The sequence below is a fragment of the Lederbergia sp. B243.17 genome (assembly GCF_057657925.1).
Window position 1 is genome coordinate 74,559 of record NZ_JBWBKF010000082.1, and the last position, 26,894, is coordinate 101,452.

The 26,894-nt window shown below is 47.9% G+C and carries 21 protein-coding genes and 1 riboswitch; of the genes, 4 read left to right on the top strand and 17 right to left on the bottom strand.

The features are described from left to right. Positions 1–59: 59 nt before the first annotated feature. From AC0TWI_RS15955 to AC0TWI_RS15985, 7 genes are all read right to left on the bottom strand, one after another. Positions 60–1,445, bottom strand: coding sequence for a sensor histidine kinase (locus tag AC0TWI_RS15955; RefSeq protein ID WP_488127329.1), 1,386 nt, complete (start codon positions 1,443–1,445; stop codon positions 60–62). A gap of 1 nt (position 1,446) precedes the next feature. Continuing rightward, positions 1,447–2,121, bottom strand: coding sequence for a response regulator transcription factor (locus tag AC0TWI_RS15960; RefSeq protein WP_488127330.1), 675 nt, complete (start codon positions 2,119–2,121; stop codon positions 1,447–1,449). Then, on the bottom strand, positions 2,122–3,090 hold the full coding sequence (locus AC0TWI_RS15965; RefSeq protein WP_488127331.1) for a YncE family protein: 969 nt from the start codon (positions 3,088–3,090) through the stop codon (positions 2,122–2,124). It lies immediately after the preceding gene. A 124-nt stretch (positions 3,091–3,214) separates the two neighbouring features. Continuing rightward, positions 3,215–4,948 (bottom strand): AAA family ATPase, encoded by a 1,734-nt coding sequence (locus AC0TWI_RS15970; protein WP_488127332.1) that lies wholly within the window; start codon positions 4,946–4,948, stop codon positions 3,215–3,217. 105 nt (positions 4,949–5,053) lie between these two features. Beyond that, the gene (gene mgsA, locus AC0TWI_RS15975) at positions 5,054–5,425 is read right to left on the bottom strand and encodes a methylglyoxal synthase (RefSeq protein WP_488127333.1); all 372 of its coding nucleotides are present in this window, start codon (positions 5,423–5,425) and stop codon (positions 5,054–5,056) included. 4 nt (positions 5,426–5,429) lie between these two features. Further along, positions 5,430–8,108 carry a tetratricopeptide repeat protein gene (locus AC0TWI_RS15980; RefSeq protein ID WP_488127334.1) on the bottom strand — a complete coding sequence of 893 codons (2,679 nt, stop codon included), beginning with the start codon at positions 8,106–8,108 and terminating at the stop codon, positions 5,430–5,432. A gap of 39 nt (positions 8,109–8,147) precedes the next feature. Beyond that, positions 8,148–9,137 carry a Gfo/Idh/MocA family protein gene (locus tag AC0TWI_RS15985; RefSeq protein WP_488127335.1) on the bottom strand — a complete coding sequence of 330 codons (990 nt, stop codon included), beginning with the start codon at positions 9,135–9,137 and terminating at the stop codon, positions 8,148–8,150. Between the two features lie 539 nt (positions 9,138–9,676). On the opposite strand from AC0TWI_RS15985, the gene AC0TWI_RS15990 reads away from it, so the two are divergent. Together AC0TWI_RS15990 and serA are read left to right on the top strand one after the other, a co-directional pair. Continuing rightward, positions 9,677–10,834: a pyridoxal-phosphate-dependent aminotransferase family protein gene (locus tag AC0TWI_RS15990; protein WP_488127336.1), complete on the top strand. Its 1,158-nt coding sequence runs from the start codon at positions 9,677–9,679 to the stop codon at positions 10,832–10,834. Continuing rightward, positions 10,827–12,437, top strand: coding sequence for a phosphoglycerate dehydrogenase (gene serA, locus AC0TWI_RS15995; protein WP_488127337.1), 1,611 nt, complete (start codon positions 10,827–10,829; stop codon positions 12,435–12,437). Before AC0TWI_RS15990 ends, serA begins: the two co-directional genes overlap by 8 nt. Before the next feature lie 931 nt (positions 12,438–13,368). Here the strand turns inward: serA and AC0TWI_RS16000 are convergent. After that, positions 13,369–14,511 carry an HAD family hydrolase gene (locus AC0TWI_RS16000; RefSeq protein ID WP_488127338.1) on the bottom strand — a complete coding sequence of 381 codons (1,143 nt, stop codon included), beginning with the start codon at positions 14,509–14,511 and terminating at the stop codon, positions 13,369–13,371. A 470-nt stretch (positions 14,512–14,981) separates the two neighbouring features. Next, positions 14,982–15,953 (bottom strand): DUF1259 domain-containing protein, encoded by a 972-nt coding sequence (locus tag AC0TWI_RS16005; RefSeq protein ID WP_488127388.1) that lies wholly within the window; start codon positions 15,951–15,953, stop codon positions 14,982–14,984. A gap of 284 nt (positions 15,954–16,237) precedes the next feature. Beyond that, a riboswitch (PreQ1 riboswitch) is annotated at positions 16,238–16,282 on the top strand. Between the two features lie 5 nt (positions 16,283–16,287). On the opposite strand from AC0TWI_RS16005, the gene AC0TWI_RS16010 reads away from it, so the two are divergent. Continuing rightward, complete coding sequence (locus AC0TWI_RS16010; protein WP_488127339.1) at positions 16,288–16,776, top strand: QueT transporter family protein; 489 nt, start codon at positions 16,288–16,290, stop codon at positions 16,774–16,776. A 56-nt stretch (positions 16,777–16,832) separates the two neighbouring features. Here the strand turns inward: AC0TWI_RS16010 and AC0TWI_RS16015 are convergent, their stop codons facing one another. Continuing rightward, positions 16,833–17,654: an STAS domain-containing protein gene (locus tag AC0TWI_RS16015; RefSeq protein ID WP_488127340.1), complete on the bottom strand. Its 822-nt coding sequence runs from the start codon at positions 17,652–17,654 to the stop codon at positions 16,833–16,835. A 131-nt stretch (positions 17,655–17,785) separates the two neighbouring features. Next, complete coding sequence (locus AC0TWI_RS16020; RefSeq protein WP_488127341.1) at positions 17,786–18,169, bottom strand: DUF1499 domain-containing protein; 384 nt, start codon at positions 18,167–18,169, stop codon at positions 17,786–17,788. A 298-nt stretch (positions 18,170–18,467) separates the two neighbouring features. Here AC0TWI_RS16020 and AC0TWI_RS16025 point away from each other — a divergent pair, with 298 nt between their 5' ends. Continuing rightward, entirely contained in the window at positions 18,468–19,088 is a 621-nt protein-coding gene (locus tag AC0TWI_RS16025; RefSeq protein ID WP_488127342.1) for a YktB family protein, read from the top strand. Between the two features lie 259 nt (positions 19,089–19,347). On the opposite strand, the gene AC0TWI_RS16030 is transcribed toward AC0TWI_RS16025, so the two are convergent. From AC0TWI_RS16030 to AC0TWI_RS16055, 6 genes are all read right to left on the bottom strand, one after another. Beyond that, the gene (locus AC0TWI_RS16030) at positions 19,348–20,880 is read right to left on the bottom strand and encodes a glycoside hydrolase family 26 protein (protein WP_488127343.1); all 1,533 of its coding nucleotides are present in this window, start codon (positions 20,878–20,880) and stop codon (positions 19,348–19,350) included. Positions 20,881–20,922: 42 nt separating this feature from the next. After that, on the bottom strand, positions 20,923–22,965 hold the full coding sequence (locus tag AC0TWI_RS16035) for a Na+/H+ antiporter (protein ID WP_488127344.1): 2,043 nt from the start codon (positions 22,963–22,965) through the stop codon (positions 20,923–20,925). Positions 22,966–23,103: 138 nt separating this feature from the next. Beyond that, the gene (nagE, locus tag AC0TWI_RS16040; protein ID WP_488127345.1) at positions 23,104–24,549 is read right to left on the bottom strand and encodes an N-acetylglucosamine-specific PTS transporter subunit IIBC; all 1,446 of its coding nucleotides are present in this window, start codon (positions 24,547–24,549) and stop codon (positions 23,104–23,106) included. 24 nt (positions 24,550–24,573) lie between these two features. Then, positions 24,574–25,392 (bottom strand): PRD domain-containing protein, encoded by an 819-nt coding sequence (locus AC0TWI_RS16045; protein ID WP_488127346.1) that lies wholly within the window; start codon positions 25,390–25,392, stop codon positions 24,574–24,576. 233 nt (positions 25,393–25,625) lie between these two features. Further along, positions 25,626–26,330: a cytochrome c oxidase assembly protein gene (locus AC0TWI_RS16050; RefSeq protein ID WP_488127347.1), complete on the bottom strand. Its 705-nt coding sequence runs from the start codon at positions 26,328–26,330 to the stop codon at positions 25,626–25,628. 35 nt (positions 26,331–26,365) lie between these two features. After that, positions 26,366–26,818 carry a DUF2243 domain-containing protein gene (locus AC0TWI_RS16055; RefSeq protein ID WP_488127389.1) on the bottom strand — a complete coding sequence of 151 codons (453 nt, stop codon included), beginning with the start codon at positions 26,816–26,818 and terminating at the stop codon, positions 26,366–26,368. Positions 26,819–26,894 lie beyond the last annotated feature (76 nt).

The window sequence follows — 26,894 nt, forward strand, 5'->3', positions numbered from 1 at the left end:
TTTAGCAAACGGATGTGAGGAAGTTGTGAAGCGGTTGTTTCCATTTGTTGACGGCGGTTTTATTCCCGCAGCAGCGGAAGGGTGATGAGCACTTCAGTACCGATACCCGGGGTGCTGCGAATTTCCAGCGTTCCGCCATGAAGTCCGGCAAGCTTTTCGACAATCGCAAGCCCGAGCCCTGTGCCGCCCTGGTTTCGGGTTCTTGCTTTGTTCACCCTGTAGAAACGCTTTGTAAGATGAGCAAGCTCTTCCTCAGGAATGCCTTTGCCGCTGTCGGCAACAGAGATCAGCGCTTCTCCTCCCCAGTCCAGCAGCTTCACTCGGATAGATCCACCCTCATCCGTATAGCGAATCGCGTTATCGAGTAGATTCAGAAACATCTGCATCAAACGGCCCTCATCCACTTCCGCGATAAGAGAGAAATCAAGATCTTTTTCCAGCCGGATCGCTTTTTCTGAGAGTTTCTGCTCTGCCTTCTCCACTGCATCTTCAATTGTCTGGGCAATAGCAATCGGCATTCTCTCCAGCTTGAATTCTTTCGACTCCAGCTTGGCCAAATCCAGGAGGTCATCGACCAAGCGTTCCATCCGTTTTGATTCCCGTAAAATGATGTCCTGGTATGTGCGGATGTCTTTCTCCTTGGCCACGCCTGTTTGGATCGCTTCCATGTATCCTTGAATATAGCTAATCGGCGTCCGCAACTCATGTGATACGTTTGCCAGGAATTCTTTCTGCTCCTCATCTTCTCTCTGCATCGACTCCGCCATCCCGTTGAATGTACGAGCAAGCTGTCCAATTTCATCATCCGGATATGTCGGAACCCGGACAGATAGCTTCCCTTCCGACAGCTGCTCGGCTGCCGTTTTCATCTCCCGCAGCGGCTTCATCAGAGAAGCGATCCACTTTGCCCCGAGGGTGAACAGCAGGAGCAGGAATACGATTGCCCCGACAAGCCAATAGAACGCATAAGTGAAGGTGACCTCGCTCACATTTTCCAGAGGATAATATAGATAAATGATGCCTTCAAGCCGTTTTTCATTCAATAAAGGGATGGCTCCGGAAATGACATCCCGTTTGAGCCTGTCCACATGGCCTTTTGAAAAAATCGACTTCCCTGCAAGAAGCTCTTCCCGTTCCTCCCCGCTGATGAGCGCTTCATAATCCATTTCGAATGGAACACACATGCTAAGCTCCCGCGGATTCCGAACTGCAAACACTTCAAACTTGGACAGAAATCCATATGACTCAATTTCCTTGATGAATGCATCCTCGACCGGGCCACCGGGATAAAGAGCGGCGAGCCGTTCGCCTGTCTCCAGCATTTCCTTTTCCATATTGTCAACATACAGCTTTTCATATAAAAGGTAAGATAAAAACAAGCCGTACAGAATGAAAACGAGCAGAGCTGCCAGCATGGCGAGTGAAATTTTCCGTGACAGCGCCATTTCAGCCTTCTTCCTCGAACTTATATCCGCTGCCCCAGACGGTTCTGACGCAGCCCTCAGCCTTTTTGCCAAGTTTCATCCGCAATGTTTTGATATGGGTATCAACCGTTCTCAGGCCGCCCTGATAGTCCATCCCCCAGACCCTGTCAAGAAGCTCCTCCCTTGTGAACACCTTGCCGGGCCGTTTCATCATCAACGCGAGCAATTCGAACTCCTTATATGTCACATGGATCTGCTCACCGTCTACCGTAACGGTCCGCTGCTCAACGTTCAAAATGACGGGGCCGAGGCGGATGTCTTCGGTTGCACGGGAGACGGGAACTCTCCGGAGGACAGCGCCAATCCTTGCAACAAGCTCCCCTGGAGCGAATGGCTTCACAATATAATCATCGCCGCCGAGCCCGAACCCTTTCACCTTGTCCCATTCCTCCCCCTTTGCGGATAAAAAAATGATTGGAATGCTGCTCTTCTCCCTGATTTTTGCACAGAGCTCAAATCCATCTTCACCGGGAAGCATAATATCTAGCAAGACAAGGTCGATTTCCTCCTTAGCCAAAACATCCGCCATTTGCTCCCCATTTTCAGCCTCAAAGGTCGCAAAGCCGGAATTATTCAAGTACATCTCTATCAAATGCCTCATATCCTCTTCATCATCGACAATCAAAATGGTCGCCAATCAGTTCACCTTCTCACGGGAAAAAATAATAAACGGCCCTTTTCCGACCTTTACTTGCCTCGTCAAACGCAGGCGCTCTGCATCAATCCAATACAATTCATCGCTATCATAACCGGCAACGACCACTTTTCCGTCAAAAAATCCGACGGAGAATGGATTCGCCCCGACTTCGAGCGACTGGATGAGTTCTCGATCACGGTTAAAACGATACAGCTTGTTTGTTCCATGACTGAGCGCATATATGCCATGTTCATTTTCAAAAAAATTCACCGGCATCAACGGGGCTGGCAGTTCTTTTTTCAGCGACAGGTCATCTAGCGAATAAATATAAATCGAGGATTGTGGCCTGTCTCCGCTTCCATGCCCGCCAATCCAAACTTCCCTCTCCTCCGGCCGCAGCAGCATGCCTGCCGCCGATGGGTGAATCGGAATAGAAGACTCCACTTTCATTGTTTTCATATTAATGACTTGCAGGCAATCCCCTTTATAAGAAGCAACATATAATCTATTGCCGTCCGCCGCCAACGACATCGGATAACTCTCCGTCCCGACCGCGGTTGCCTTTTTGCCGTCTTTGGCAAAGAAGCGGATTTCATTTTTATTTTTATCCGCAAACGCGAAAAGTCCCTGGTCCCCAAGGTAGAGGCCATTTACAATCCCTTTGCCCGTATCAAATTCTCCAATTTTTCCCCCTTCCTTCAACGAATACAGATCTGTCTGTTCAAGCTCTGTTCCGTATAAAAGCAAGGTGTCCCCGTCTTCTAAAAGCGTTCCGCCAGTATAAGCCTTGTCCAGTTTCCACTTTGTCAGCAAATCCCCATTTTTATCAAGAAAACTGATGCTGCCCTCACGTATATTAAGCGTGGCAACGAACGGAGCATCCGCCGGAATAGCAGGGAATGTCTCCTCCCTGCTGCACCCTGTAACTGCCAGCAGCAAAACCAGGCATAGCGTTAACAAATTTCGCAATCTATTCACCCTCAAACCATTCTCTCTCCAGAATACCAAAAAAATGTGAAATAGAAGTGAAGTGTACTTGCCCCTGCCATGCAAAAAAACCCGCGCACCGCAGCACGGGTTTTTAGCATCGGGCTCAGATGTACGCAAGTTCATCTTCTGCCGGCAATCTGCGGCCGTCGACAATCTCTTGCACTTCTTCCCCATCCAATGTTTCTTTTTTCAAGAGGGCTTCAATCAATTGATCGAACTCCTGACGATGCGAGTCGATCATCAGCTCGGTTTTCTCAACCGCCTGTGTGAATAGCTCCTGCATTTTCGTGTCCTTTTCCTGCTTATGGAAAGTGAGCGCAAAGCCATCCTGCAGCATGCCGGTATCCACCATCTGCTCGAGGAGCTGCTTTGCCTGCTGAACATCGCCGCTTACACCGATACTATGTTCACCAAGGTACATCCGCTCAGCAACACCACCAGCGACGATCATGCTTACCTGATCCAGCAATTCGCTCGTTGTGGACAAGTGCATTTCCTTTTGCAATGGAGCCACATACCCGAGTGCCTGTCCGCGCGGAATGATTGTCGCTTTGCGGACGGTGCCCGGTTTGGTCAGCGCTTGGATAAGGGCGTGACCGGATTCATGGATTGCAACGCGCCGCTTCGTATCGGCATCGTTAAGCGTCCTTGAAGTGCTGCCGAGGATCGTCCGGTCAATCGCGTAGTCAAGATCTTCCATGCTGACTTCGTCTTTTCCCTCACGGACCGCTTTCCGGCTTGCTGTTTCAAACAGCGAACTGATTTCTGCACCTGAAAAGCCTGTCGTGCTCTCAGCCAGTGTATCAAGCGATGCGGCCACTTCAGGAGCAAGTCGCTTGCCTTTCGTATGGATGTCAATGATTTCCTTCCGTCCCTGCGTATCAGGAAGCGGCACTTGGAATGTGAAATCGATCCTGCCCGGACGTAGGAACGCGTCGTCCAGCATGTCTTTCCGATTCGTCGCAGCGATGAAAAGAATGCCATCGTTAGAATGTCCGCCGTCCAGCTGTACGAGCAGCTCTGTCAGTGTCTTCTCCGCTTCTTCGCCGCCATGCTGTTTCCGTTTTCCAGCTAACGCATCGACCTCATCGATGAAAATAACTGCCGGAGATTCTTTGCGCGCGTTTTCGAACAGCCCTCTTACACGGGAAGCTCCGACGCCGACGAACAGTTCTGTGAAGGCCGATCCGCTGGCAGAGAAAAAGCTTGCGCCTAGTTCTTTTGCTATCGCTTGAGCGAGCAATGTTTTCCCCGTTCCCGGAGGTCCGTAGAGCAAAATCCCTTTCGGCGCCTTGATACCGATTTTTGCAGAACGGTCCGGATTTTTAATGATTTCCAATGTTTGATGAATCTCATCAATCATCTCTTTCGGAAGACCGCCGATATCATCGAGCGAAATGGATGGAAGCGGCAAGGATTTTGAAGTGGTGTTCTTCATTTTCGCCATGCCGATTCCCCCTTTTTTCTGGGCAATGAAAACGCCCGCGATCAAAGCAAGGACCAGGCCGCCGATGATCCAGTTACCTGCCTGGCTGCCGTTTGAATAAGTGTATTTTACATTATATTTACCGACGAGTTCCTCCACCTTTGGGCTGTTTGGCCTGAAGTGGGAGACGAACTTGCCGTTTGGTGTCGTCAAATAAATTGTGCCGTCCGGATTCTCTTTCAAAGTAACCACTTTTCCGTTTTGCGCTTGAATGGTTTTTTCAAGTGCTGAAAACGGGATGACAGTCCCTTTATTGGCTGCCACGGCTGCCCACACGATTACAGACAAAATTAAAGCAAGACCCATGGCTAGAGGAACGATCTTCGATGTGATTTTTGAATTGGATTTCACTCTTCCATCTCCTTCTAAAATATCAATCTAGCCTCTAGTATAGCACTGCAAAAGGACTAGGTCAGCATAAAATATATGAATTTTTCATGAAGATGGAAGAAAAGCTCAACCCCTTGATTCTACGGCCTTTATAAGCAATTCAGCGGTCCCTGTGTTGCTTGCAAGCGGTACTCCGTACACGTCACAAAGCCTCATCAGGGCGGAGACATCCGGCTCGTGCGGCTGTGCTGTCAGCGGGTCGCGGAAAAAGAAAATCATGTCCATTTCCTGCTTGGCGATCGAGGCGCCGATCTGCTGGTCGCCTCCAAGCGGACCGGACTGAAACCTTTCGACATCAAGTCCTGTTTCATCAATGATTCTTTTTCCGGTCGTTCCCGTTCCGAACAGCGAATGACGCTCGAAAACATGCCGGTATTTTTGCACAAACTGGACAAGATCATCTTTTTTTTCATCGTGGGCAATCAATGCGATATTCATTATCTCACCTGCTTTTCATTCTTTGGCCGATCCGTAAATTCGCCTGTTCTGCGGCATTCATCCATTCGTATTGCCGGAGCCTCATTTCAAAAAGGAGAATCGGGCTGCGGAAAGCGTCGGGGTTGGCCAGCATTTTTGATAGTGCCGCCTTATTCGCTTCGGCCTCAGCTTCTTTCTCTTTTACCGCCCTCCTCAATTCAGCTGCAGGATCTCTGAAGAAAAAGGAAATGTCCCGTGCAATTCCTTTTTCAAATAGTTCAAATTGGGAAAAGAAACTTTTCGCGACGGATTCCGCTGTATCTTCATATGGTTCGTTTTCTACAAAGCTTTTATACGAGTTGACAAGCATGGAATTGTTTTTCGGCAAAGCGCCAAACAGTTTTCCGGCACCCTTCAGCAGTACCTGTCCGGGCGTTCGTCTCAGCAAGATATTCTCTTGATCGAGAATGACACTGCTCATCATTCGATCTGCATCTCGCTTCCAGTCTGTAAAGATCTGATAATCGCAGTCAAGACGGACTGCTTCCCCTTCGAGCATCGCATTAAAGCTTTCCTGCCATTCGAAAAGCTGGGCCTGACCGACGTCAAGCTCGGCTCTCGCAAATTCAATCCAGTCTTGAAGGGAGCTCGTATAAATCGGCAATATTTCCGTCTCTAAATACGCCGTAATCCGATTATTCATCTCACTATTCAGCTCAAGATGCAGATTACGGAAATCACGGTCATCGGTAACCAGTTCGGCTGTGCCTCTTAAAATCGAAGGGATTTTCTTCAGGATCGCCGGCTTGATCTCCTCCATAATCGAACGATAGGCGGTTCTGATCGAGGAAATTTTCTCTTCCTCCATGTCTTGCAATTGATGGACAGAGCCTTGCAGCCTGCTCAAAATTTCACCTTGGTACTCGATTGTTTCGGCCAGTTCTCGCTCCACTTTCTCCTGCTGACCGAGCAGGCCGGAAATCGCCCGGCGTGTCTGGATCAAGATCATCCCTGTCTTCAAGCTCTGTACCATTTGACCAGGGATCGTTTGTTTTACCCATTCGATAAGCCCTTGGTTGTCTCGCCCGATTCCTTCCGGGACGGCAAGCAGTTGGGATTCAGGGAAGTAAACGCCTATGCGCTGCGCCGTTTCTTCATTGAGCAGTCTAATCGCTTCTTCATCCATTGCCACTTCAACGCTCAAGATGAAATGGATCGGCAATTGGGGCTGCTGCTCCCTTACTGCCATCAGCAGGCTGCGCTCATGATTGGTGAACGGCGCCTGGGAGCCAAGGACAAATACCAGACTTTGTGGCAAGTATAGGTAGTCGGGCAGCGTACCGTCATCGAGCCAATCAAGATTTTTCACATCGAGCACGGATAATCCATTTTGACTCAATACGGAATTCAAAGAACTGGTCTCTACTACATCTCCGTTGATGTCGGCAGTTCCTTCTCTATCTTCATACATAATGGCAGAGCGATCCTCAAATGCCGGTTGGCCGGAAACCGGTAGAAGCAAGTCAAGCACCTTGTCTTTTCCGTTCCCCGGAAGTCCGGCAATCGCAACTGTTTCGCCAGCAGAGGCAAGCTTGGCCACCGCCCATTTTTGTAAAGGATCAACATCGAGCTGGTTGTCCTTCGCCCATTTTTCCACATCGGCAAACAGAGCAAGTGCCTGTACATGGAGATCGCCGCTTGGATCTGAGTCGGATAAAATCCTTTCTGCAATCGGAACAGTTCCTCTTCCGATCGTTTCCGGAAACTGGTCATTCCACGCTAGAGCCGCTGCAGCCGCATAAAAGCGGTCCTCATTGGCTGCGATTGAAAGCCATGCATGGAGGAGAGGCGGCATATGCTCTTTTGTCTCCTCAATCGGATACAACCCGCAAACCAATCTGCCAAAAGCCTGTCTATATAAAGATGACAGAAGCGGCCAACGGTGCTCAGCCATTCCATCCTCCTCTTCAATCAGCCGGTTGAACGCACCCAGCCAGTCAAGCTCCTCGCGTCCATTCCCATAAGCAAGCCAAAGTGCTGCCGCTTTCTTTTCGAATTGGGAACGGTCCATTTCCGCCCAGACTTTTAAGACTGGCATGAAAAAATCAGGAGCGAAAATGTTCGTCTTTCCCTGTTCGGCGTAAAACTCGAGCACATCAAACCAGTAGACCCGCTTCGTACGGATAGATTCATCAGACGCAAGCTGGATCGCACTCTCCCAGTCCTGTCTTTCCTCAAAAAAGGCCCTCGCCAATTTTGTCACATTTGGGTAATCCGGATACATCGCAACCGTGTTCTTGATCAAGCTGTCCGCCTCATCCATTCTTCCCTGCTCAAGGTACAATGTGAATAGTTGAAGCGCCACTTCAGCTGTCAACGTCGGAGAATCGGCCTCAATGCTCTTATAGACAGGTTCCGCCGCATCCCATAGTTCAAGCTCCATATAAGTATCCGCAATGTTCTTTTTTGCCCATGGCATCAGTTCATTATGGACATGTTCCCATTTATAAATTGCCGCCTCATAATCCTGTGCATGGAAATACACTTCCCCTTGAGCAAACCTGATTGCGGACAAATCCGGCATTTCCTCCTGCTGCTCCTGAAAAAACATCCGGCCAAGCAGTTGCACCGGTTCCTCCTGGCTATTTCCTAAAAATGCTTCTTCATAGAAGGTTTTCTGCAGAAGTCTCTCTTCTTTTTCCATTCAGGTCACCCGCCATTCATATAATTACACATATCATTTCTATTCCACCCGGTCTGCCGGATATTCCAAGCCGATCTGTTTTCTCACTTGGTCGGCAACCTTCAGCGTGATAGCCGACGTTTCAAATGTATTAATGGAAGATTCCGTTTTGCCCTCTTTGATCAAACGGATGAATTCCTCCATCTCATAGTACATCGTAGGATGCTCCTCTTCGATGGCAATCCTTTCCTCCGACCCGTCACGGTACCTGATAAACGGGTTTGCCATTTCTGAAATCCGCTCGATGACAATCGTGCCATCCTCGCCCTGAATTTCCGTCGGTAACTTTGAGTCGGTAATTTTCGAGTACATGATCACCGCTTCGAACCCGTCATAGCCCATCAGGATGCTGCCTTCCCCGTCAACACCTGAATCAAGCATGACTGCATTCGCCTTCACGCTTTGCGGTTCTCCCAAAAGAGCGATCAGCGGATAAAGGCAATACACACCAAGATCCATCAAACTTCCATTTGAAAGCTCGGGCTTAAACGCATTCAGCACTTCGCCATTTCGGTAAGCGTCATATCTTGAAGAATACTGGCAGTAGCTGGATACGTAACGGCGGACTTTTCCGATTTTTGGTAAATTGGCTTTGACGGAAGCAAAGCTTGGCAGCAATGTCGGCTTCATTGCCTCCATCAGCAGCGCATTTCCTTTCTTTGCGGCATCGATCATTGCTCTTACTTCCTTCTCGTTTGAAGCGAGAGGTTTTTCACAAAGCACATGCTTCCCGTGTTCAAGGAAAAGAATCGATTGCGGCGCATGATACGCATTCGGACTGGCAATATATACGGCATCAATCTTGTCGCTCTTCGCCATTTCCTCCAGGCTCGTAAAAATTTCGCTAACTCCGTAGCGTTCTGCAAACTTTGCAGCTTTCTCCTCCGTCCGCGAAAAGACTGCGGCGAGGGTAAAATCATCGAGTTCCTTAACAGCTTCCAGCATGCGCTCAGTTATAAAGTTCGTTCCGACAATTCCAAAACGGATCAATACACTCACTCCTTAGCTTCTTCTCTATACCGTTAACTATATTTCATTTTCCTTATATCTGCATGCTTGAAGCCTGCCTCTACACCACTTTGTCCATAAAGAGTTCGTACGCTCTCTTGCTTTTGCTTGGGTCGGATACCCTGTTGCATACGTAAGTAAAGTCTACAATATAATTTTTTCTAAATTTCCGTGTGTCATCCCTTCCCCTCCTGAAATACATGTGGTAGAATGTTCTGTATATTATAAAGGAAAAGGTCATGATAAAGAAGGCTTGCTGGAAATTCCCCAGAGAATCGGTGGTTGGTGTGAACCGATGTTTTTCCAGCAAATCGCCCAGCACTTTTGAACCGGTCATTTGACCCGGCAACCGCCGTTATCGACTCGAGATCGGAAATGAGGCACATTGTTGTCCTATTTCCGGTGAACGAGGGTGGCACCACGATGATACGTCCCTCATAACGAAGCATAATGCTTCCGTTATGAGGGCGTTTTCATTTTTTTTGGACTAAAAAGAAATTCATTTGAAAGGATGAGGAAATATGCTGTTGAACCAAGAATACTTGTTTACACCGGGGCCAACCCCTATACCTGACCGCGTAAAAACTGCGATGAACCGCCCGATGATCGGACATAGGAGCAGCGCTTTTCCGGTTTTGCTAGAAAATGTTGCGACAAGGCTCCAGCCCGTATTCGGCTCTGAGCACCCAGTCACACTGCTTTCAACAAGCGGTACAGGCGCCTTGGAGGCAGCCGCTGCCAATATCGTCGAAAACGGTGATCATGTCGTCGTTATCGTCACAGGTGCATTCGGAGAGCGATTTGCGAAAATATGTGAAGCGTTCGGTGCCAATGTACACCGGCTTGAGACTGAGTGGGGCAAACCATGCAGCGGAGACGAACTTGAAGCCTTTCTTAAAAAGACGGACGAGAACATCAAAGCCGTTTTTGCTACCTATTGCGAGACTTCGACAGCCCTGATCAATCCAATTAAAGAGCTAGGCGCAGTGACGAGAACGAAGACCGACGCACTTTTCATCGTGGATGGAGTAAGCTGCATCGGCGCCGTTCCTGTCGATATGAAAGGCTGGAACATCGACATCCTAGTCTCTGGCTCGCAAAAAGCACTGATGCTGCCGCCGGGACTCGCCTTTGTCGCAGCAAATGACAGGGCAAGAGATGTGATCAAAAAGAATGATTCCGACCGTTTCTATCTGAATCTGAATGCTTACTTCAATTCCTATGACAAAGAGCATTCAACTCCGTTCACCCCGCCTGTTTCCTTGATTTACGGTGCCCAGGAAGTTTGCGCAATGTTCGAGGAGGAAGGCTTTGAGAACGTCATTAAACGCCATCAGCTGTTGAAAAAGATGACGAGGGAAGGCATTAAAGCGCTTGGCTATGAGCTGCTCACTTCTGATGAAGACGGTTCGCCAACTGTCACAGCCGTCAAGCCGCCTGAAGGCTTGGCCGATAAACTGACATCGATTATGCAAGAGCAATTTTCTTTCTCATTCGGAGAGGGGCAGCAGAAGCTGAAAGGCCAGATTTTCCGGATTGGCCATATGGGCTACAGCACACCTTTTGATGTACTACGCGTTTTGAGCGGAATTGAAATGGCCGCAAGCAAAGCGGAAGGCAAAAATAAATTGGGCATCGCCGTAAAAAGAGCCGAGGAGGTCTGGCTGGACTATGTATAATGTATTGGTATCCGATCAGATAAGTGACAATGGACTGACCGCTTTAACAGAACATCCTGATTTTGTTGTTGATAAACGCCCGGGACTTTCGCCTGAAGAATTAAAAGAGATTATGCCGAATTATGACGCTCTGATCATCAGAAGCCAGACACAAGTGACGGCGGACATCCTGAATAACGCCGACCGTCTCCGGGTCATTGCTCGTGCCGGGGTGGGTATCGACAATATCGATGTCCAGGCGGCAACCGAAAAAGGAGTCATCGTCATCAATGCACCCGGCGGGAATACCATCTCTGCAGCAGAATTGACGATGGCAATGATGCTCTCTCTTGCCCGCAGCATTCCGCATGCACATATGTCGACTTCTACCGGCAAATGGGAACGGAGCGCCTTTAAGGGCGTTGAACTGTACAGCAAGACGCTTGGAGTTGTCGGAATGGGAAAAATCGGGACTGAAGTGGCGAAAAGAGCGAAAAGCTTCGGCATGAGCATTCTCGGTTATGATCCATACTTAACGGCTGAGCGGGCAAACCAGCTTGGCATCCAGAAAGCTTCGCTTGCCGTCATCGCCGAGCATTCGGACTTCATCACCTTGCACACTCCGCTTACGAAAGAAACACGCGGGCTTGTCAATGATGATTACCTCGCTTCAATGAAAACCGGAGTAAGAATCATCAACTGTGCACGTGGAGGAATCATTGACGAAGCGGCGCTCCTCAGGGCGCTGAATTCGGGCAAAGTGGCAGGGGCCGCACTTGATGTATTTGAATCCGAGCCTTCAGCGAACACAGAACTGCTGCAGCACCCAAATGTGATTGTCACCCCTCACCTTGGAGCGTCGACTGTTGAAGCACAGGAGAAAGTAGCGCATGAAGTGAGCGAAGAACTGGTCGATATTTTCGAAACACAGACGATCCGACACGCTGTCAACATGCCGCAGATTTCCAGCGAAACGCAGAAGAAACTGCAACCCTTCCTTGAACTCGGGGAACAAATGGGCATGCTCGGCATTCAGCTTTTACAGGAAGCCCCGGATCGTCTGGAAATCAATTACCATGGCGAGCTGGCGAAAGAAAACACAGATCTTCTGACCCGAACCATCATCACTGGTGTTTTGAGCCACCATCTTGGCGATACGGTCAACTTGATCAACAGCTTGCATTTCCTGAAAGACCAGGGCGTCGCCTCCAATGTCGGCAAACACCCGGACAGCAAAGGATTTGCGAGCTACGTCGAACTCACCCTCTATAAAAAAGATAAGCAAGCGAATATCGGTGCGACGATGCTGAATGGATATGGGGCAAGGATTGTGAAGCTTAACTCGTACAGGGTGGATGTCCGCCCAGAGCCGCATCTGCTCTATATCGAACACCATGACATCCCCGGCATGATCGGACGTGTCGGCTCGATTCTCGGCGACTACCATGTCAACATCGGCACGATGCAAGTCGGACGTGCTGCCATGGGCGGAGAAGCCATCATGGTCCTCACACTGGATCGGCAAGTCGAGCAAGAAATCATCACTGAACTCGTTGGCCTGAAAGGACTCAAATTTGCCCAGTTCCTTGAACTGCCGCAAAAAGGTGTGCCAGTTCACAGCTAAACGGGCTTTGATCAGCTCAAAAAATAAGCACAACCCCAGGTTCCGCGAGTGAAGCGGGATCAGGAGGTTGTGCTTTTTCGGTATGTTTATTTTTAGACGGTAGCGGTCGCTTTCCGTTTTTCTTGATCCAGCTCCGGCGCCTAGCTGCTCGAGGTCATAAGACAAGAAAGGATAAAGGCTGAAAAGCGCCTTTTTCCTTTCTCGCCTTATGCTTGTCGCAGCTGGGCAAGGCGCCTCCGCTTTTCTCTGTCCAGCTTCAGCTGCCAGCGACTAGCAGATTTCAGGATTCTTCCTACGATAAGTCAACATCGGCTCCTCCGTCGCCGTGTTTCCTTTATCTCGTCAGAATCCTTCCAATCTGTACGTCGCTAAACGGCAGCCTCCGCTTTTCTAGTGTCCAGCTTCAGCTGCCAGCGACTAGCAGATTTCAGGATTCTTCCTACGATAAGTCAACATCGGCTCCTTCGTCGCCGTGTTTCCTTTATCTCGTCAGAATCCTTCCAATCTGTACGTCGCTAAACGGCAGCCTCCGCTTTTCTTTGTCCAGCTGCGGCGGCCATCGACTCGAGGTCGCTTCGAAAAAGACCAGGTGGATTGGAAATCATCCACCCAGTCTTTTCCTCCAGCGCTTGTCGTCGATAAGCGGGCCCCCTCCGCTTTTCTTTGTCCAGCTTCGGGCGGCAGGGGCTCGAGGTCATAAGCCATAAACGGATAAAGGCTGGAAAGCGCCTTTTTCCGTTTCCGCCTTATGCTTGTCGCAGCTGGGCAAGGTGCCTCCGCTTTTCTCTGTCCAGCTTCAGCTGCCAGCGACTAGCAGATTTCGGGATTCTTCCTACGATAAGTCAACATCGGCTCCTTCGTCGCCGTGTTTCCTTTATCTCGTCAGAATCCTTCCAATCTGTACGTCGCTAAACGGCAGCCTCCGCTTTTCTTAGTTAGCAGGTGTTGCAACAAGGTCTTTCACGTCCAGGACGCTGTCGAGGATATAATCTGCTTTGTGCTTTTCGAATTCGGCTCTGGCGGCTTTGCCGGAGAGTCCTGTGAGGACTGCGGCGAATGTGCAGCCCATCGATCGGGCCGCGAGAAGATCTGCAAGCGAGTCGCCGACGATCAGCACGTCTTTGCCTCCTTCAACCGGCAAGGGTTGTGCCAGGCATTCTTCCGGGCTCTTCTCTTTGGCTGAAAGTGCGAGCAAATACGTATATGGGTGCGGCTTTGCCAGCGCCGGTCCACCTGGGTTGGAACGTTCCGCTTTCAGGACGTCATCTGCTGTCGCAATATACTTTTCATCAAAGTGGCCAAGCCAGCTTAGATGGCGGAAAGGCTCAATCGTTTCAAGCTCCGGCCGCCCGGTGCCGATGCCGATAACGGCTCCTGCTTCCTTGAGACTTTCAAACAAGGAAGAGATCTTTTCCGGCGGACTTAGCGGCTGCTCCTCTTCCATGAAGCCGGTTTTTCCTGTCTGAACAGAAGGACGGCCTGTTGATTCGAGAACATGGCTGTCGCCTACATACCACTCCTGTGAAATATGTTCGCAGACCGACCATAATGCTCCCTTTTTGCCGAACATTTCGGTATCGATCCCTAATTTCTCTTTTGCAAGAAGATCAAGATGATCGAGCAGCCCCTGCTTATCAGCCGGCGCACCTTCAAAATACTCGAGGAACTTTCCGAAATCGAGCGATACGTCCTTCTCTTGAAGAAAACGGCCGATCTCCAATAAAACTGGCCGGTCAATTTCGTTTTGCAGCCAAGCGGAAATGTGATCCCTTTCACTCTCATCCACTTGCGTCAACAGATGGATCAACTGGCAGCCGACTGTCAGATAAATCATATCCCAGTTCGCATTCAATCCATGTGATTTTAAGAAACTGAGAACTTTATCGCCTATGAAGACCTCATTCCGGATATTTCGGATTTCTTCATCCGTCAACACCACTTTGAACTTCTCAGGGCCCAGTCCAATATAATTAGCGCTATGGAACACTTCCCAGACCGTCAGCGCTGAAGCGTCAAAATAACGCTCTTCACTCAATAGAACTCCATCCACATCAAACAAAACTGTAGTAAACATCCATTCTCCCCCTCTTCTCCCATGCTTCTTTACGTTAGTGTACCACAGTAGCGCACCAGTTTCCTTAAAAGTCAGATTAATAATCGTCTGACTTTCCACTTTTAAAGATAAAACAACAGATAGCCTGCTACATTTCTGACATTGCCGATTATTATACAGTTGAAAAGTGTGCTTCCATTATTTCTCTCTCACTTATTGAAACTGAATAACATATGGTTAGTAGACTGTATCTCTACTCAATAAAGCCAGGATTCATTAATAGAATAGGGATGCCTGATTTTTGAAGGAGTTTAATGAGGTGACATCAGATATGGAGCCAAAATACAAAAAAAGAGCGCTGCGAACGAGTCAAGATCCAAACCGGCAAACCGGCATTCATCCCCTCTTATCGCTATATTGCGCTCTTCATCCGATTCGGTCTCTGGTGAAGAAGAATATCGTTCCGTTTACCACTGAAAGCTTAAAGAGGATTATCCTCTTCCGAACCTAACCTGACGATTTGTCAGTACACGTAATGCCCTCCGAGTTTTTCTGGCAAAATCCAGCGGCCGGTCGATTGATAACCAGTGGATATACATGAGTCTTGGATGTTCAAATAACCAGTGATTATGGAACGCAGTGACCAGAATTCCTTGTTCTCTTAGCCTGCTGATAAAAGGATTCAGTTCCTCCTGTAAAATAACTGTTTCACCTGCACAAAGTGCACGGCCGTCCGGAGACATGGATTCAAAAGTAAACATTTGCGGTATCAGCAGGAATGAACGGCCTTGTCTGCCTAGAACGACTGGTCTGATATTATGTCGAGATCTCATTACGAGACATATATCATCTTCGAACGTATGCATTTCTCCTGAAAGAATCCGGCTAAATTCATCACAGAGGCTGCCATCCGATTGCCCAGCCATGTGTGCATTAGCATATTGATCATCTGTTTTTTCATAAGATCCATGCATACCGGATTCAATTTCGTGGGAACCGTGTTCAAGCATATTTGGTTTGGATTCGGCCTGGTGAAGAGTGGATTCAACCATAATTTGTTGCGTAGTCAACACCCGCAGGGCATCCCTGACTTTTCGGGCAAAAGTAAGCGGCTCGTCAATTGACTCAAAATGCATGTACATGAGTCGGGGCTTATCGAAAAGCCAGTGGTTATGCGTAGCAGTTACAATAATGCCGTGCTGACGGAGCTTGCTCATAAATGGATTTACTTCCTCCTGAAGAAGAACCGTCTCTCCAAGACACAAGGCTTTTCCACTACTATTCATATTTTCAAACGAAAAAGCTTGAGGTACAAACATGAAAGATTCTGCAGGCCGTCCCAATACGACAGGATGAAGATTCGTTCTAGACCTGGTTGCCGTACATACGCCATTTACCACACTTGGGGTAGAACCAAGTATTCTCGCAAACTCTCTACAAAGCCTAGATGGATTCGTATCCATTTTTCTCACTAAAAAACCCCTCCCAAAGAAAATGATATTCTTAGCCCTCTGGTAAGGTATGCCCCGCTTACTATTTCGGAAGTGCAAAATACCTACTTGTTGTAAATTGGGTTAGGGAGAAAAAAATAAGAGAATGCTAAAAAACTGAAAGGTTTGCCATTGGCCCAAATTAGGCGAGGAGACCTTGAAATGGATATTGTTGAATGGATTGGAAAGACTGGAATTACATATTTTATACACACAGTCTTTACAAATGCTGATAAACCTTGATATGATAGCCCTTGTTCAACGTGGTTCGAAACCATCCCACGATAAAAAACTAGGAGTGACAAAAATGAATATCCGCACAATTGCGATAAACGGGATCATTGCCGGCCTTTATATTGCTGTTTCTTTCTTTATTCAGCCATTTGGCTTTACGAATGTCCAATTCCGTTTATCCGAAATGTTCAACCATCTTGTTGTCTTCAACAAGAAATATCTTTTTGGGATTGTTGTCGGGGTGTTCCTGACCAATCTGTTTTTTTCCCCGCTTGGCCTCTATGATCTTGTTTTCGGGGTCGGGCAGTCTTTGATAGCCCTCTCTATCACGATCTTGAGCGCTCGTTTCATCAAGGGGATCACCGAAAGAATGATTGTGAACACCATTGTTTTTACGGTGACCATGTTCATCATCGCGATTGAATTGAACCTGGCGCTCGGCTTGCCATTCCTCTTTACTTGGCTGACTGTCGCAGCGGGTGAATTCATCGTAATGGCAATCGGTGTGCCGCTGATGAAGGCAATCAATCAAAAAGTTAATTTCGATAAATTGATCGGATAAAAAAAGGCCTTCTTCCTTTGAAGAGGGCCTTTTGCTATTTTACAGGTCGTTCCCGGTTATTCTGTAATATACTTTCTGAGTGCTACTTCTAATGTCCCTTTCAGCTCTGCTTTGTTTTCGAAGGATACGCCAAGGCTGATCATGTTTTTGACCACATCCGGTCTCAATCCCGTAATGACCGGCTTGCAGCCCATCATCGTAATCCCGTCGATCATTTTCATCAGCGGGTCGATGACGATCGCCTCCATCTGGGCAACCCCTGACAGGTCAAGAATGAGTGTACCGATCCGCTTATTGGAAATTTCCATCAGTACTTTTTCCATAATTGTATTGGCACGATATTCGTCAACCATGCCGATCAATGGCAGGACAGAAGTGTTTGCTGTGACCGGAATGATAGGAACAGAAAGGTTTTCAACAATTTCCCGCTGCTTTTCGAGCAGGCGGTCTTTATACTCTGTATAGCTGATAAAAAAGCAATTGAGAAACTGGTCAATCTGCTCATTGACACTTTTCTCCATATCAAAAAAGTCATTGAAATCCATGACTTCCGGATGATCGTTCAAATACGTCTTGAGGAACCTCCAGGCGGTTCTGGAAATCGCCTGCACCCACTCCAGCTTAAAAGCGAGGGTCATGGAATGCTTGGCCCAGATTTCGCCTTCTTGCTTCGCAAAATCGACCAAATCCTCTTCTCGCCTATCCAAGACATACATGATGACCTTATAAGCATTTTCCAATAAGTTAATATTGCCGATTCGGTGGATCTCTTCAATTTTTTCACGGACATTAATCGCTTCATTCAACAATCCCTCTTCGAATTGCGATTTATTTTCCTCGAAGAAAGTCCTCATATTTTCCTTGAGTGTTTTTTCCATGACAACCACCTTTTTTAGCTTAGTTTGTGAATCATATACGAAAAATGACATCGTCATTTAAGGGTTAGAAAATGGAACATGGCCGATGAACGTACCCAGCGTTTATCGACCAGCGGACATGCAGCGGCTTTTCAGTTCTGGATTGGTGCGATTTCTTTGTTCAAAGCCTCAAAGAATTTCATCGTCGCAAAATAACTCAACCCCAAATCCCCATAACCTTCCCGATAGGCCGCAACCAAATCAACTGCACACTTGCGCGGCTCAACCTGATAGACCGTAATAACGAGCTGTAAATGCCGGATCCCCTTTTTCTCTGCGAGTATTTCCCCTCGCTCTTCATCTGTATGGGTAATTTTCCAGCCTGGCATTCCCGCATTGACGACCTTACCGATCTTCTCGATCAAATCACGCCGACCAGCCTTGTAATAGCGGGTCTTCAGCCGCGGATCCGTTGCACGATCAGATGTTTCAGCGCTGTTTCTCCAAATTCCCGTAAGTACTCTGGTAAAAGACAATGTATACACCTCTTAGTCACCTTATGTTCATATTATAAGACTTTTCGATTATCATTGTCTATCATCCGCTCTCTTTCGGTTCGGAGAAGTCTGACTTTCTTCCTAAATATATGTAATTTGAGGTTCAATCCGCTTATCCGCCTTTGCATCATCCTCCCTCCTATACCCAGTGTTTCTCTGCGAAAACCATATTTGCATAAGTAATATCTTCCAGTATAATTACTCCCAGCTGTTTTCTTGATATTCCCTGTCCTGATTGTATACTCTAATAGAAGAAAGCGAAGAAAGAAGGGGTAGAATGGATTTTAACGGTTTTTCCTCAGAGGATTTTGCCTCGTTTGAAATAAATGGATTGGATAATCGAATGGAAGCGATCCAAACGAGAATCCAGCCGAAATTCCGTGAGATCGGCGGCCTGCTGACAGCGGACTTAGCCTCAATGCTTGGGACGGAAATGTTTCTCCACATCGCCAAACATGCGAGACGGACAGTGAATCCGCCGAAAGATACTTGGCTTGCCATTGCGAACAATAAACGGGGGTATAAGAAGCATCCTCATTTCCAAGTAGGATTGTTCGATGACCGTGTATTCGTCTGGCTTGCCTTTATTTATGAGTTGCCTAACAAAGTGGGAATGGCAGACACTTTCCTCCGCAATGCCGATGAATTGGAAAAAATCATTCCCGGCGATTATGTCGTGTCCATGGACCATATGAAAAAGGATGCTGTGTCAATGGATGAGCTGGATTTAGAAAAAACCCTTGTCCGTTTCCGCGATGTCAAAAAAGCAGAGTTGCTGATCGGTCGGCATTATATGAAGGATGACCCGCTTCTCAAACAAGGAGAAGCCTTTGTAGAAGAGACAAGGAAAACTTTTGAAACCCTCGTTCCCATTTATCAGATGTCCTATCAGTCGTAAACAAGCAAACTCCCGCCGGTATGCGGGCGGGAGCTTTTGAAAAAAGGGGCTGTCACTGAGTGTGGCAGCCCTCTTTTCTTATGTAAAAGTCTTATTTCCAGTGTCTCTCTACTCTTTGACACCTCAAGAAATCAAAAATCCAGATCTTCACGTGTCTATCTTTGAAAATGCGTAAGCCACGCCACTACCACCACAGGCAGGCCGAAAAAAGAAAAAGCAGGGGAAGAAAACGTCCCGTTTTTCTTCCCCTGCTTCATTATTATTTTGCAAGTTTCGGATTTTGTTTCGCCATTTTCACTTCTTTTGTTGCGAGGCGTTTGAAGTTTTTATCGAAAGCGATCAGCGTTAATGGTTTGCTTGCATCCACTTTGCTGAAGTCGATTTTCATATCCCATGGCTGGGCATAGGATTCTCCTAGCTTCTTTTTGCCTTGATAAGCCGCCACATAGTATGGTTGCTTGCCGAGCGGAAGCTTCACATACATGAAGGCGTTCTGCTTGCCGGATGCAGCAGTTGCCGTGTTGACGGGAACAAACTGCGTCTGGATCTTGTCAATGTTCGATTTTAGGGTAAGCTGGTCGATAAAGTGTGGATTTTTGATCATCCGCTGGTACGCTTTGTCGACGATCGGGCTGTCTCCCAAGTCGTAGTTGTTGTTTTGATTGTCGTACGTTGTTGTCTTTTTGTCGAGATTGAAATACGTGATGGCCTTCAGCTTCGGATACATCCGCGGCATGAAGCCGTACATATTGCCAATCTGGCTCGCTGCCCACTGGGAATAATCCTTCTTCTGTTCATAGGAGACGTGGGAAACGGCACCTTCTGATACCATCATCGGCTTATGGCTGTATTTCTTGTAAAGCGGATCCAGGTAGTCAATCGGATTTCCACCAGGCTTTTCTTCGCCATGCGAGAATGGGATTGTATACAAGGACATGCCGACCCAGTCAACGGCGTCATCACCAGGGTAATAAGGGTCGATATTATGGCGCGGAAGGAAGTTTGGCGACCAGACCATTGCCACATTCGGCGCTTCTTCTGCCATGATGTCATGAATCAGTTTGAATTTCGCTTTGTATTTTTCCGGAGTGTCGTGCCATGGCACCCACTCACCGTTCATTTCTCCGGCAAAACGCAGGAATACAGGAACGCCGCTCTCCTTCGCTTCCCGTGCAAATTGGCGGACGTATTCATCATCCTTCACATCGTCCAGCCCGTTGCTTGGCTCCCAAGCGACTTGGATAGCCGCCCCGTTCTCTTTCGCTTTTTTGGCAAAAGTCATCGGGAAGTAGGTGTCGGTGTCCGCATATTTTTTCCGCCAATGCGAATACGTCAAATACATGGCATGGCTGCGGCCGTATATTCCCTCCACGTTATCCGGATTTGCCTTCTCGCGCTTACCTGCAAGGTAGAAGCCGAGATAGGTTCCGCTTGACGGCTCAAACTTTCCTAGTTTCTGTTTGGCAGGGAGCGGCTGCTCAACGTATAGATTAACCTCTGTCCGAATATGATCGGCGCGAATGTTGTTTTCAATGCCCCAGCTTGGATGCCCGGCCTTTGTCCAGTATTCCGCTGACTCATCATAATATTTTGCTGCTTTATCGTAAGATTTCTGCTTGTCGTACAAAACTGCGAGCTTCTTGCTGAATATGGCAGCGTTTGTCCAATTTTTCTGCTTGAGCGCTGACTTTAAACTGTTTTCCAGATTAGTCGCTTCTGACGCCGCTTCGGCCGGCTGGACTTGGAAGCAGGCCATCAATGCGATCATGCCGATTATCAACCATTTTTTCAATGTTAGCACCCCTTATCTAGATTTCTTTCATAGCGTTTCCGCCTATTCATGGGCAGAAGTAGATTCCTTGAGACTATGTGCTTCATTCCAATAAACTTGCCGGATGGCAATTTGCCTGCGGATTTTCCTGACCGTTTCAAGAGGAACAGCCTCGACCTCATACAACCGCTGAATTTCATTCCGTTCAGCCTGGAAAGCTTGGATCTCCATTCCCCGCTTCTCTTGATTATATCGGACGGCAGCCTCTTCATTTTGAGCATTTTTAAAGGCGGTTATCATTTTATTGTACTCGCTGATAATATTCAATGAAATTGTTCCATTCCAATCATCTGTCTCTTCCTTTAATACCGAGATCGCCGCTTCGGCCATTTTGATTTTGCAGATCCATTGTCGTTTCCTGTTCAGCCTTGCACGCCCCATCCTGCCCTCCCGCTTTTCGGAAAAAGAACGGATGAAGAGGAGGAACCACCTTTTCATCAATGCCCAGGTGACGAGGAGCCTGTACTTCAAACCACTTGAGACAGCTGTTTCCATCCGCCGCACATGCTCCTCCAGCAAATAAGCCAGATCCCGGGAAACAAAGCCCTCTTTCACTAGACCTGCGATGCAGTGCGATTCCGCCTTAAGAGCGAGGAATCGGAGCCGTTTCTCTTCTTTCTGATAAGCAGGACTGCGCAAGTTTTCACGCCCAAATTGCAAATCGGCGATCATTCGATTATAGGAAGCCAGAACGGCAATCGCCGCTTCCCTGTTCTGCTCAGTCATCAATTCCCTTACCCTTGCTTCGGCTGCTTGATAAACCCGTACTCGCACTGCTTTCTCCTCATCCGCTGATGCTCCGGTTTCTTCGGGCCTGGCAATAATCGGCAGTACGATACTCGCAATCGTCAAGGTGGCGAGTATGACACCGCCTGCAATGAAGAGGATCAGCGACCGTTCAGGAAACAAGGTCCCATCCCCGATTACATAAGGAATCGTAAAGGCTCCGGCCAGTGTCACTGCCCCCCGCACGCCGGAAATGGTCAATATGCTGATCGAGACGAAGGTAGGATACGGCTCCTGGTCCTTTTTGGCCCCGAGGAACCAGGAAAGCGAAACCCAAATAAAACGGATAAGCAAGAGAGCAACGGTGATGAGGAGAACATGCCGCAGCGCCTCCAGGTTGCTGACAAAGGGGTTTTCAAATGTTTCCTTTGCCACATCGGGCAGTTGAAGGCCGAGAAGAACAAATACCATTCCGTTTAAAATGTATAAGATGACAGACCAGGTGCTGTTTGACACGATTTGCAGTTCAATCGATGGTGTTTCTTCCCGATCCCGCTCAATTGCATGGACGATGCCGCCCGCAACAACAGCGAGAATGCCCGACAAATGGAAATGCTCGGCTACGAGAAAGATTAAAAACGGCGACAGGATTTGGATGAGCATATGGATGGTGACGTCTTCCATGCCCAGCTTTCTTATGTACATTCTAACCCTGATCAGGAAATACGCAAGGATCGCTCCAGCAATCAGCCCTCCCAAGGATATGACAACAAAACTTATGCTCGCTTCTGTGAATGAAAATACACCGGTTACCGCAGCAGCGACGGCAAACTTAAACGCAACAAGGCCCGAAGCATCGTTCATCAGCCCTTCGCCTTCAAGTATATGCATCAAGTTCCCAGGAATGTTCAGCCGCTTGGCAATGGCTCCGACGGCCACGACATCTGTCGGTGATAAGATAGCTGCAAGAGCGTAAGCGGCAGGCAGCGGTATTGAAGGAATGAGCCAATGGATGAAATGTCCCAAGACAAAGACCGTGAGGAAAACGAGCCCCAGTGCAAGCAGCAAAATCGGCTTCCTGTATTTCCATAATGCGGTTCTCGGAACATTTTTCCCGTCGTGGAAAAGAAGCGGTGCGATAAATAAAACAAAGAACAGTTCGGGTTCAAGCATAATGTGCTCGCCCGGCTGGATGAACGCAGCACCTATCCCGAGAGCAATCTGGATGATTGGCACAGGAATGTACGGCACAAAATGATTGATGAAATTGGATAATCCAATAATAAGCAAGAGCAGCAAGACGAGAATAAAAAGATCCACGATAGTCTACTTCCTTTTATTTTTCTAAAGATACCATACCCTAAATGAACAGTCATGACTCCTGAAAAGGCCTGGCGCGGACAATTTTTTTCAAGACAACATAAAAAAGCAGGCTCTCATAAAGAGAGCCTGCTGGCATTATTTACGGTTCTTTTCAATTGCATCGGCAACAAATTGTACGTTTGTGCCAACGATGACCTGGATGCTGTTCGGGCCGACTACATTGATGCCCGGCACCCCAGTTGATTTGATCTTCTGTTGATCGACAGAATTCATGTCTTGGACTTCAACACGAAGGCGTGTCGCACAATAGTCGATAGACTTGACGTTTGCATCTCCGCCGAGACCATCATAGATTTTGGATGCCATTGAATCGAAACGGCCTTCCCCTGCTGCAGGGGCCTCCGCATCTTCTTCAACAAGATCGTCGTCTTCACGGCCAGGTGTCTTCAAGTCGAACTTCGTGATCAAGAAGCGGAACAGGAAGTAGTAGATCACCGCGAATACCAAACCTTGGACGATCAGCATCCACGGCTGATTGGCAGTCGGAATCCGCAGACTCAGTACAAAGTCAACCAGACCGGCACTGAAGCTGAAACCTGCGGTCCAGTGGAAGAAAGCTGCGATTGCGAGTGAAATACCCGTCAGCAAGGCGTGAACGAAGTAAAGCGCCGGAGCCAAGAACATGAATGAGAATTCAAGCGGTTCTGTAACCCCTGTGAAGAAAGCGGCAAACCCGGCAGCGAGCATAAGGGAAGCAGCCTGCTTTCTCCTCTTTGTTTTTGCTGTATGGTACATGGCAAGAGCTGCAGCCGGAAGACCGAACATCATGATCGGGAAGAATCCGGCCTGATACATACCCGTCACACCTTTGATTCCAGTACCGTCGCGGAATTTCCCGATGTCGTTGATACCGATTGTATCAAACCAGAATACGGCATTCAGCGCATGGTGAAGTCCCGTCGGGATCAGCAGGCGGTTGAAGAAACCGTAAAGGCCGGCACCGACAAAACCTAGCTTACTGATCGCCGTACCGAAGGAAACAAGCCCTCCGTACACAACCGGCCACAAGAAGAACAAAATGCCTGAAACAATGAGCATGGATACGGCTGTCATAATCGGCACGAGCCGTTTACCGCTGAAAAACGCGAATGCATCCGGCAGCTGGACATGGCTGAACCGGTTATACATACCTGCAGCTACGAGACCGGAAAGAATACCGATAAATGCGTTGCCGATTTTTCCGAACGCAGCGTTAACGTCTCCCGGATCAATCCCTTGGAGCATCGCAACTGTATCAGTTGATAGAAGCGTTGTGACAACAAGATAGGCGACAAGACCGCTGAGAGCGGATGAGCCGTCTTTCCCCTTGGACATGCCAAGTGCGACACCGACAGCGAACAGAATCGGTATATTGTCGATAATCGATCCGCCGGCTTTGATCATAAATGCAGCAAATGCGTTGCCTCCGCCCCAGCCATCGGGATCGATCCAGTATCCAATTCCCATTAGAATGGCTGCCGCAGGCAATACAGCTACCGGCAGCATCAAGGAGCGGCCGAGCTTTTGTAAATATTTCATCATGATTCTCTTCCCCCGTTCGGAGTTTTATTGTTTCCGTAATCTTTCAATGTGAAGCGTAATATAGCCGAGCTCTTCAGCGGGCAAGTCTACGTTATGCCGGAGGTGTAATTCCTTGGCGACCGTGGCGGCACATTCATATGATTCTACGAATTTCCGCTTGATCATCGATAGCATTTCCTCATCCATCGCATGAAGCTCATAATGGTTCAGGCGGACGAGAGCAAACCGAAGATGGGTGATCAGCCTCTGATAGGAGATGTCATCTTCCTCGATTGTAATCTGCAGGCAATCTTTGATCGATTGAACCATGTCCCTAACAATCGTCGTCTGCTTAATCGTCTGATGCAGCCCCGTGCCCTGCGGCTTCATCGTATGGATATGAAGGGCAATAAATGCAGCTTCATCGACAGGCATTTCGACCCCGAACTTATTTTTGATATGCTGAATCGCCCATAATCCGATTTCAAATTCCCTCTTATAAAGAATTTTGATTTCGTTCAGCAGCTTATTTTTTAAATGAATTTCTTCACTCGCCCTCTCGATTGCAAAAGAAACATGATCGGTCAGTACGATGTGGATGTGTTCATTCAGCTTTGTGCCAAGAACCTCTTCAGCATAGGAAATAATCTCTTCGGATACAGAAAAATGTTCTTCCGGAATGCGACTTAACAGCTGCTGCAGTTTTTCATTTTCTTTCATGCTGAACAGCTTCTCTATTTTATGAACGTTAATAATATCATTTTTCTTTTTGTGAAAAGCGATCCCGGATCCGATAGCGACTTTCTCTTGCTGTCCGTCCTCGACGACAACTGCATTGTTATTGAGTATTTTTTTGATTCTCATTCGCAGCTCCCCCATCCACACTGTTTTTTTATCAGTGTACCACAAAGCAGCCGCCTATTTATCCTCCCCTCCTTCCACAGTAAAAAGGCATGGAGGTGCCTGAAATAAGGGAATCTTCCTTATCAGTTACCGCCATGCCTGATCGTATCAGTAACATGTGATTCATTTTATAAGCTGCTAACGTAATAGTACCATTGAACTGAATGAATTGCAACAGTAAGCGTTTTCTTTTTTCATCCAGCGGTTGCGATACGTTCAGGTGCAGTATGCCTGTACCATTGGTAGCAAAGGATCGTGATGAGAATCGCATCCACAGCATCCCCTCCGTAGTACATGAGCATTCCCCCGATCTCCGCTTCTTCCTTCGGCACACCAGCGGGCGGATAGGCATAGATGAACTTTGAGAGAATGCCGTGACCCGCCAAAGCGAGAAGAAAGACAACCAACCTATACATATACGAATATCTGTGTGCAATGGGATCGATATAGATCAATGAAACCGTAAATAGAAAGCCGGCGAGAAAGACATGAACATGGACAAGAAAATTGATTGTCGGGTAGTGATGCGTCATTGGAAACAGGTTTGTCGTGTACAAGAGCCAAAGACCGCCGATATTCAGGATCGAAGCTGTGACCGGATGACTGATGAACCGGACGTAGCGGCTCCTCAAAAGGGTAGAAACAATCCTGGCCGACCTTACAGGGAGAGTACGCAATAAGAGTGTTATCGGGGCTGCGAGCACCAGCAAAAGCGGACCCAGCATACCGAGCAGGAGATGCCCTTGCATATGCGCAATGAAATTCTGATGAAAATAAGCCGCTGTTGGCGGCAATAATACAAGAAATGTACAGGCAAGACCCGATAGCCAAAACAAATAGCGCCAAACCGGCCATGTCCTCAGCCTAGAAGATGAGCTTGTACGAAGTGCTGCCCACACATATGCTGCAGCCAGTCCAACAACAAATATATAGCTTATGCGGACCTCCCCCTTTGCGAATTTTTCCGGTCTGCTGCAATCATTAGCGCCCCTGCCGCCATTAAAATGACCGCTGCCAAATTCCAAACGATATCATAAATGACCACGTTTTCTACATAGCGGATTTGATGAATTTCCATGAGCTTATGATGGACAATACCGTCATACAGTTGAAACGCTCCGGCACCGATTAAAACACTGCCCCACCATCTTGTCCAATGCAATACATTGCGTCTGCGCAAATCGGCGAGCATAAAGAGACCCCCGATCGTAGCAAACCAGCTGAAAGCATGAAACAGACCGTCCGATACCAAGCCGACGTTCTTCGTTGCCCCGTCATAAAAATGATGCCAATGAAGGACCTGATGGAATACCGCTTCATCCAAGAAGGCAATGAGACCGACGCCAAATAAAAAACCGGCCCAGAAGGTTTTTGCCGGCATTTCCATCTTACTACTGCCCACAGCATTCACCCCTTGGCTTTTTTAATATTATATCCATGATTGGGCCCGTGCAAACAGATGG

What these genes read in the sequence shown, in the direction of transcription:
- AC0TWI_RS15955 (WP_488127329.1), bottom strand. Translation starts at nt 1,445, where the DNA reads ATGGCGCTGTCACGGAAAATTTCACTCGCCATGCTGGCAGCTCTGCTC.
- mgsA (WP_488127333.1), bottom strand. Translation starts at nt 5,425, where the DNA reads ATGAATATCGCATTGATTGCCCACGATGAAAAAAAAGATGATCTTGTC.
- AC0TWI_RS15980 (WP_488127334.1), bottom strand. Translation starts at nt 8,108, where the DNA reads ATGGAAAAAGAAGAGAGACTTCTGCAGAAAACCTTCTATGAAGAAGCA.
- AC0TWI_RS15990 (WP_488127336.1), top strand. Translation starts at nt 9,677, where the DNA reads ATGCTGTTGAACCAAGAATACTTGTTTACACCGGGGCCAACCCCTATA.
- serA (WP_488127337.1), top strand. Translation starts at nt 10,827, where the DNA reads ATGTATAATGTATTGGTATCCGATCAGATAAGTGACAATGGACTGACC.
- AC0TWI_RS16000 (WP_488127338.1), bottom strand. Translation starts at nt 14,511, where the DNA reads ATGTTTACTACAGTTTTGTTTGATGTGGATGGAGTTCTATTGAGTGAA.
- AC0TWI_RS16005 (WP_488127388.1), bottom strand. Translation starts at nt 15,953, where the DNA reads ATGGATACGAATCCATCTAGGCTTTGTAGAGAGTTTGCGAGAATACTT.
- AC0TWI_RS16010 (WP_488127339.1), top strand. Translation starts at nt 16,288, where the DNA reads ATGAATATCCGCACAATTGCGATAAACGGGATCATTGCCGGCCTTTAT.
- AC0TWI_RS16015 (WP_488127340.1), bottom strand. Translation starts at nt 17,654, where the DNA reads ATGGAAAAAACACTCAAGGAAAATATGAGGACTTTCTTCGAGGAAAAT.
- AC0TWI_RS16025 (WP_488127342.1), top strand. Translation starts at nt 18,468, where the DNA reads ATGGATTTTAACGGTTTTTCCTCAGAGGATTTTGCCTCGTTTGAAATA.
- nagE (WP_488127345.1), bottom strand. Translation starts at nt 24,549, where the DNA reads ATGATGAAATATTTACAAAAGCTCGGCCGCTCCTTGATGCTGCCGGTA.
- AC0TWI_RS16045 (WP_488127346.1), bottom strand. Translation starts at nt 25,392, where the DNA reads ATGAGAATCAAAAAAATACTCAATAACAATGCAGTTGTCGTCGAGGAC.
- AC0TWI_RS16055 (WP_488127389.1), bottom strand. Translation starts at nt 26,818, where the DNA reads ATGGAAATGCCGGCAAAAACCTTCTGGGCCGGTTTTTTATTTGGCGTC.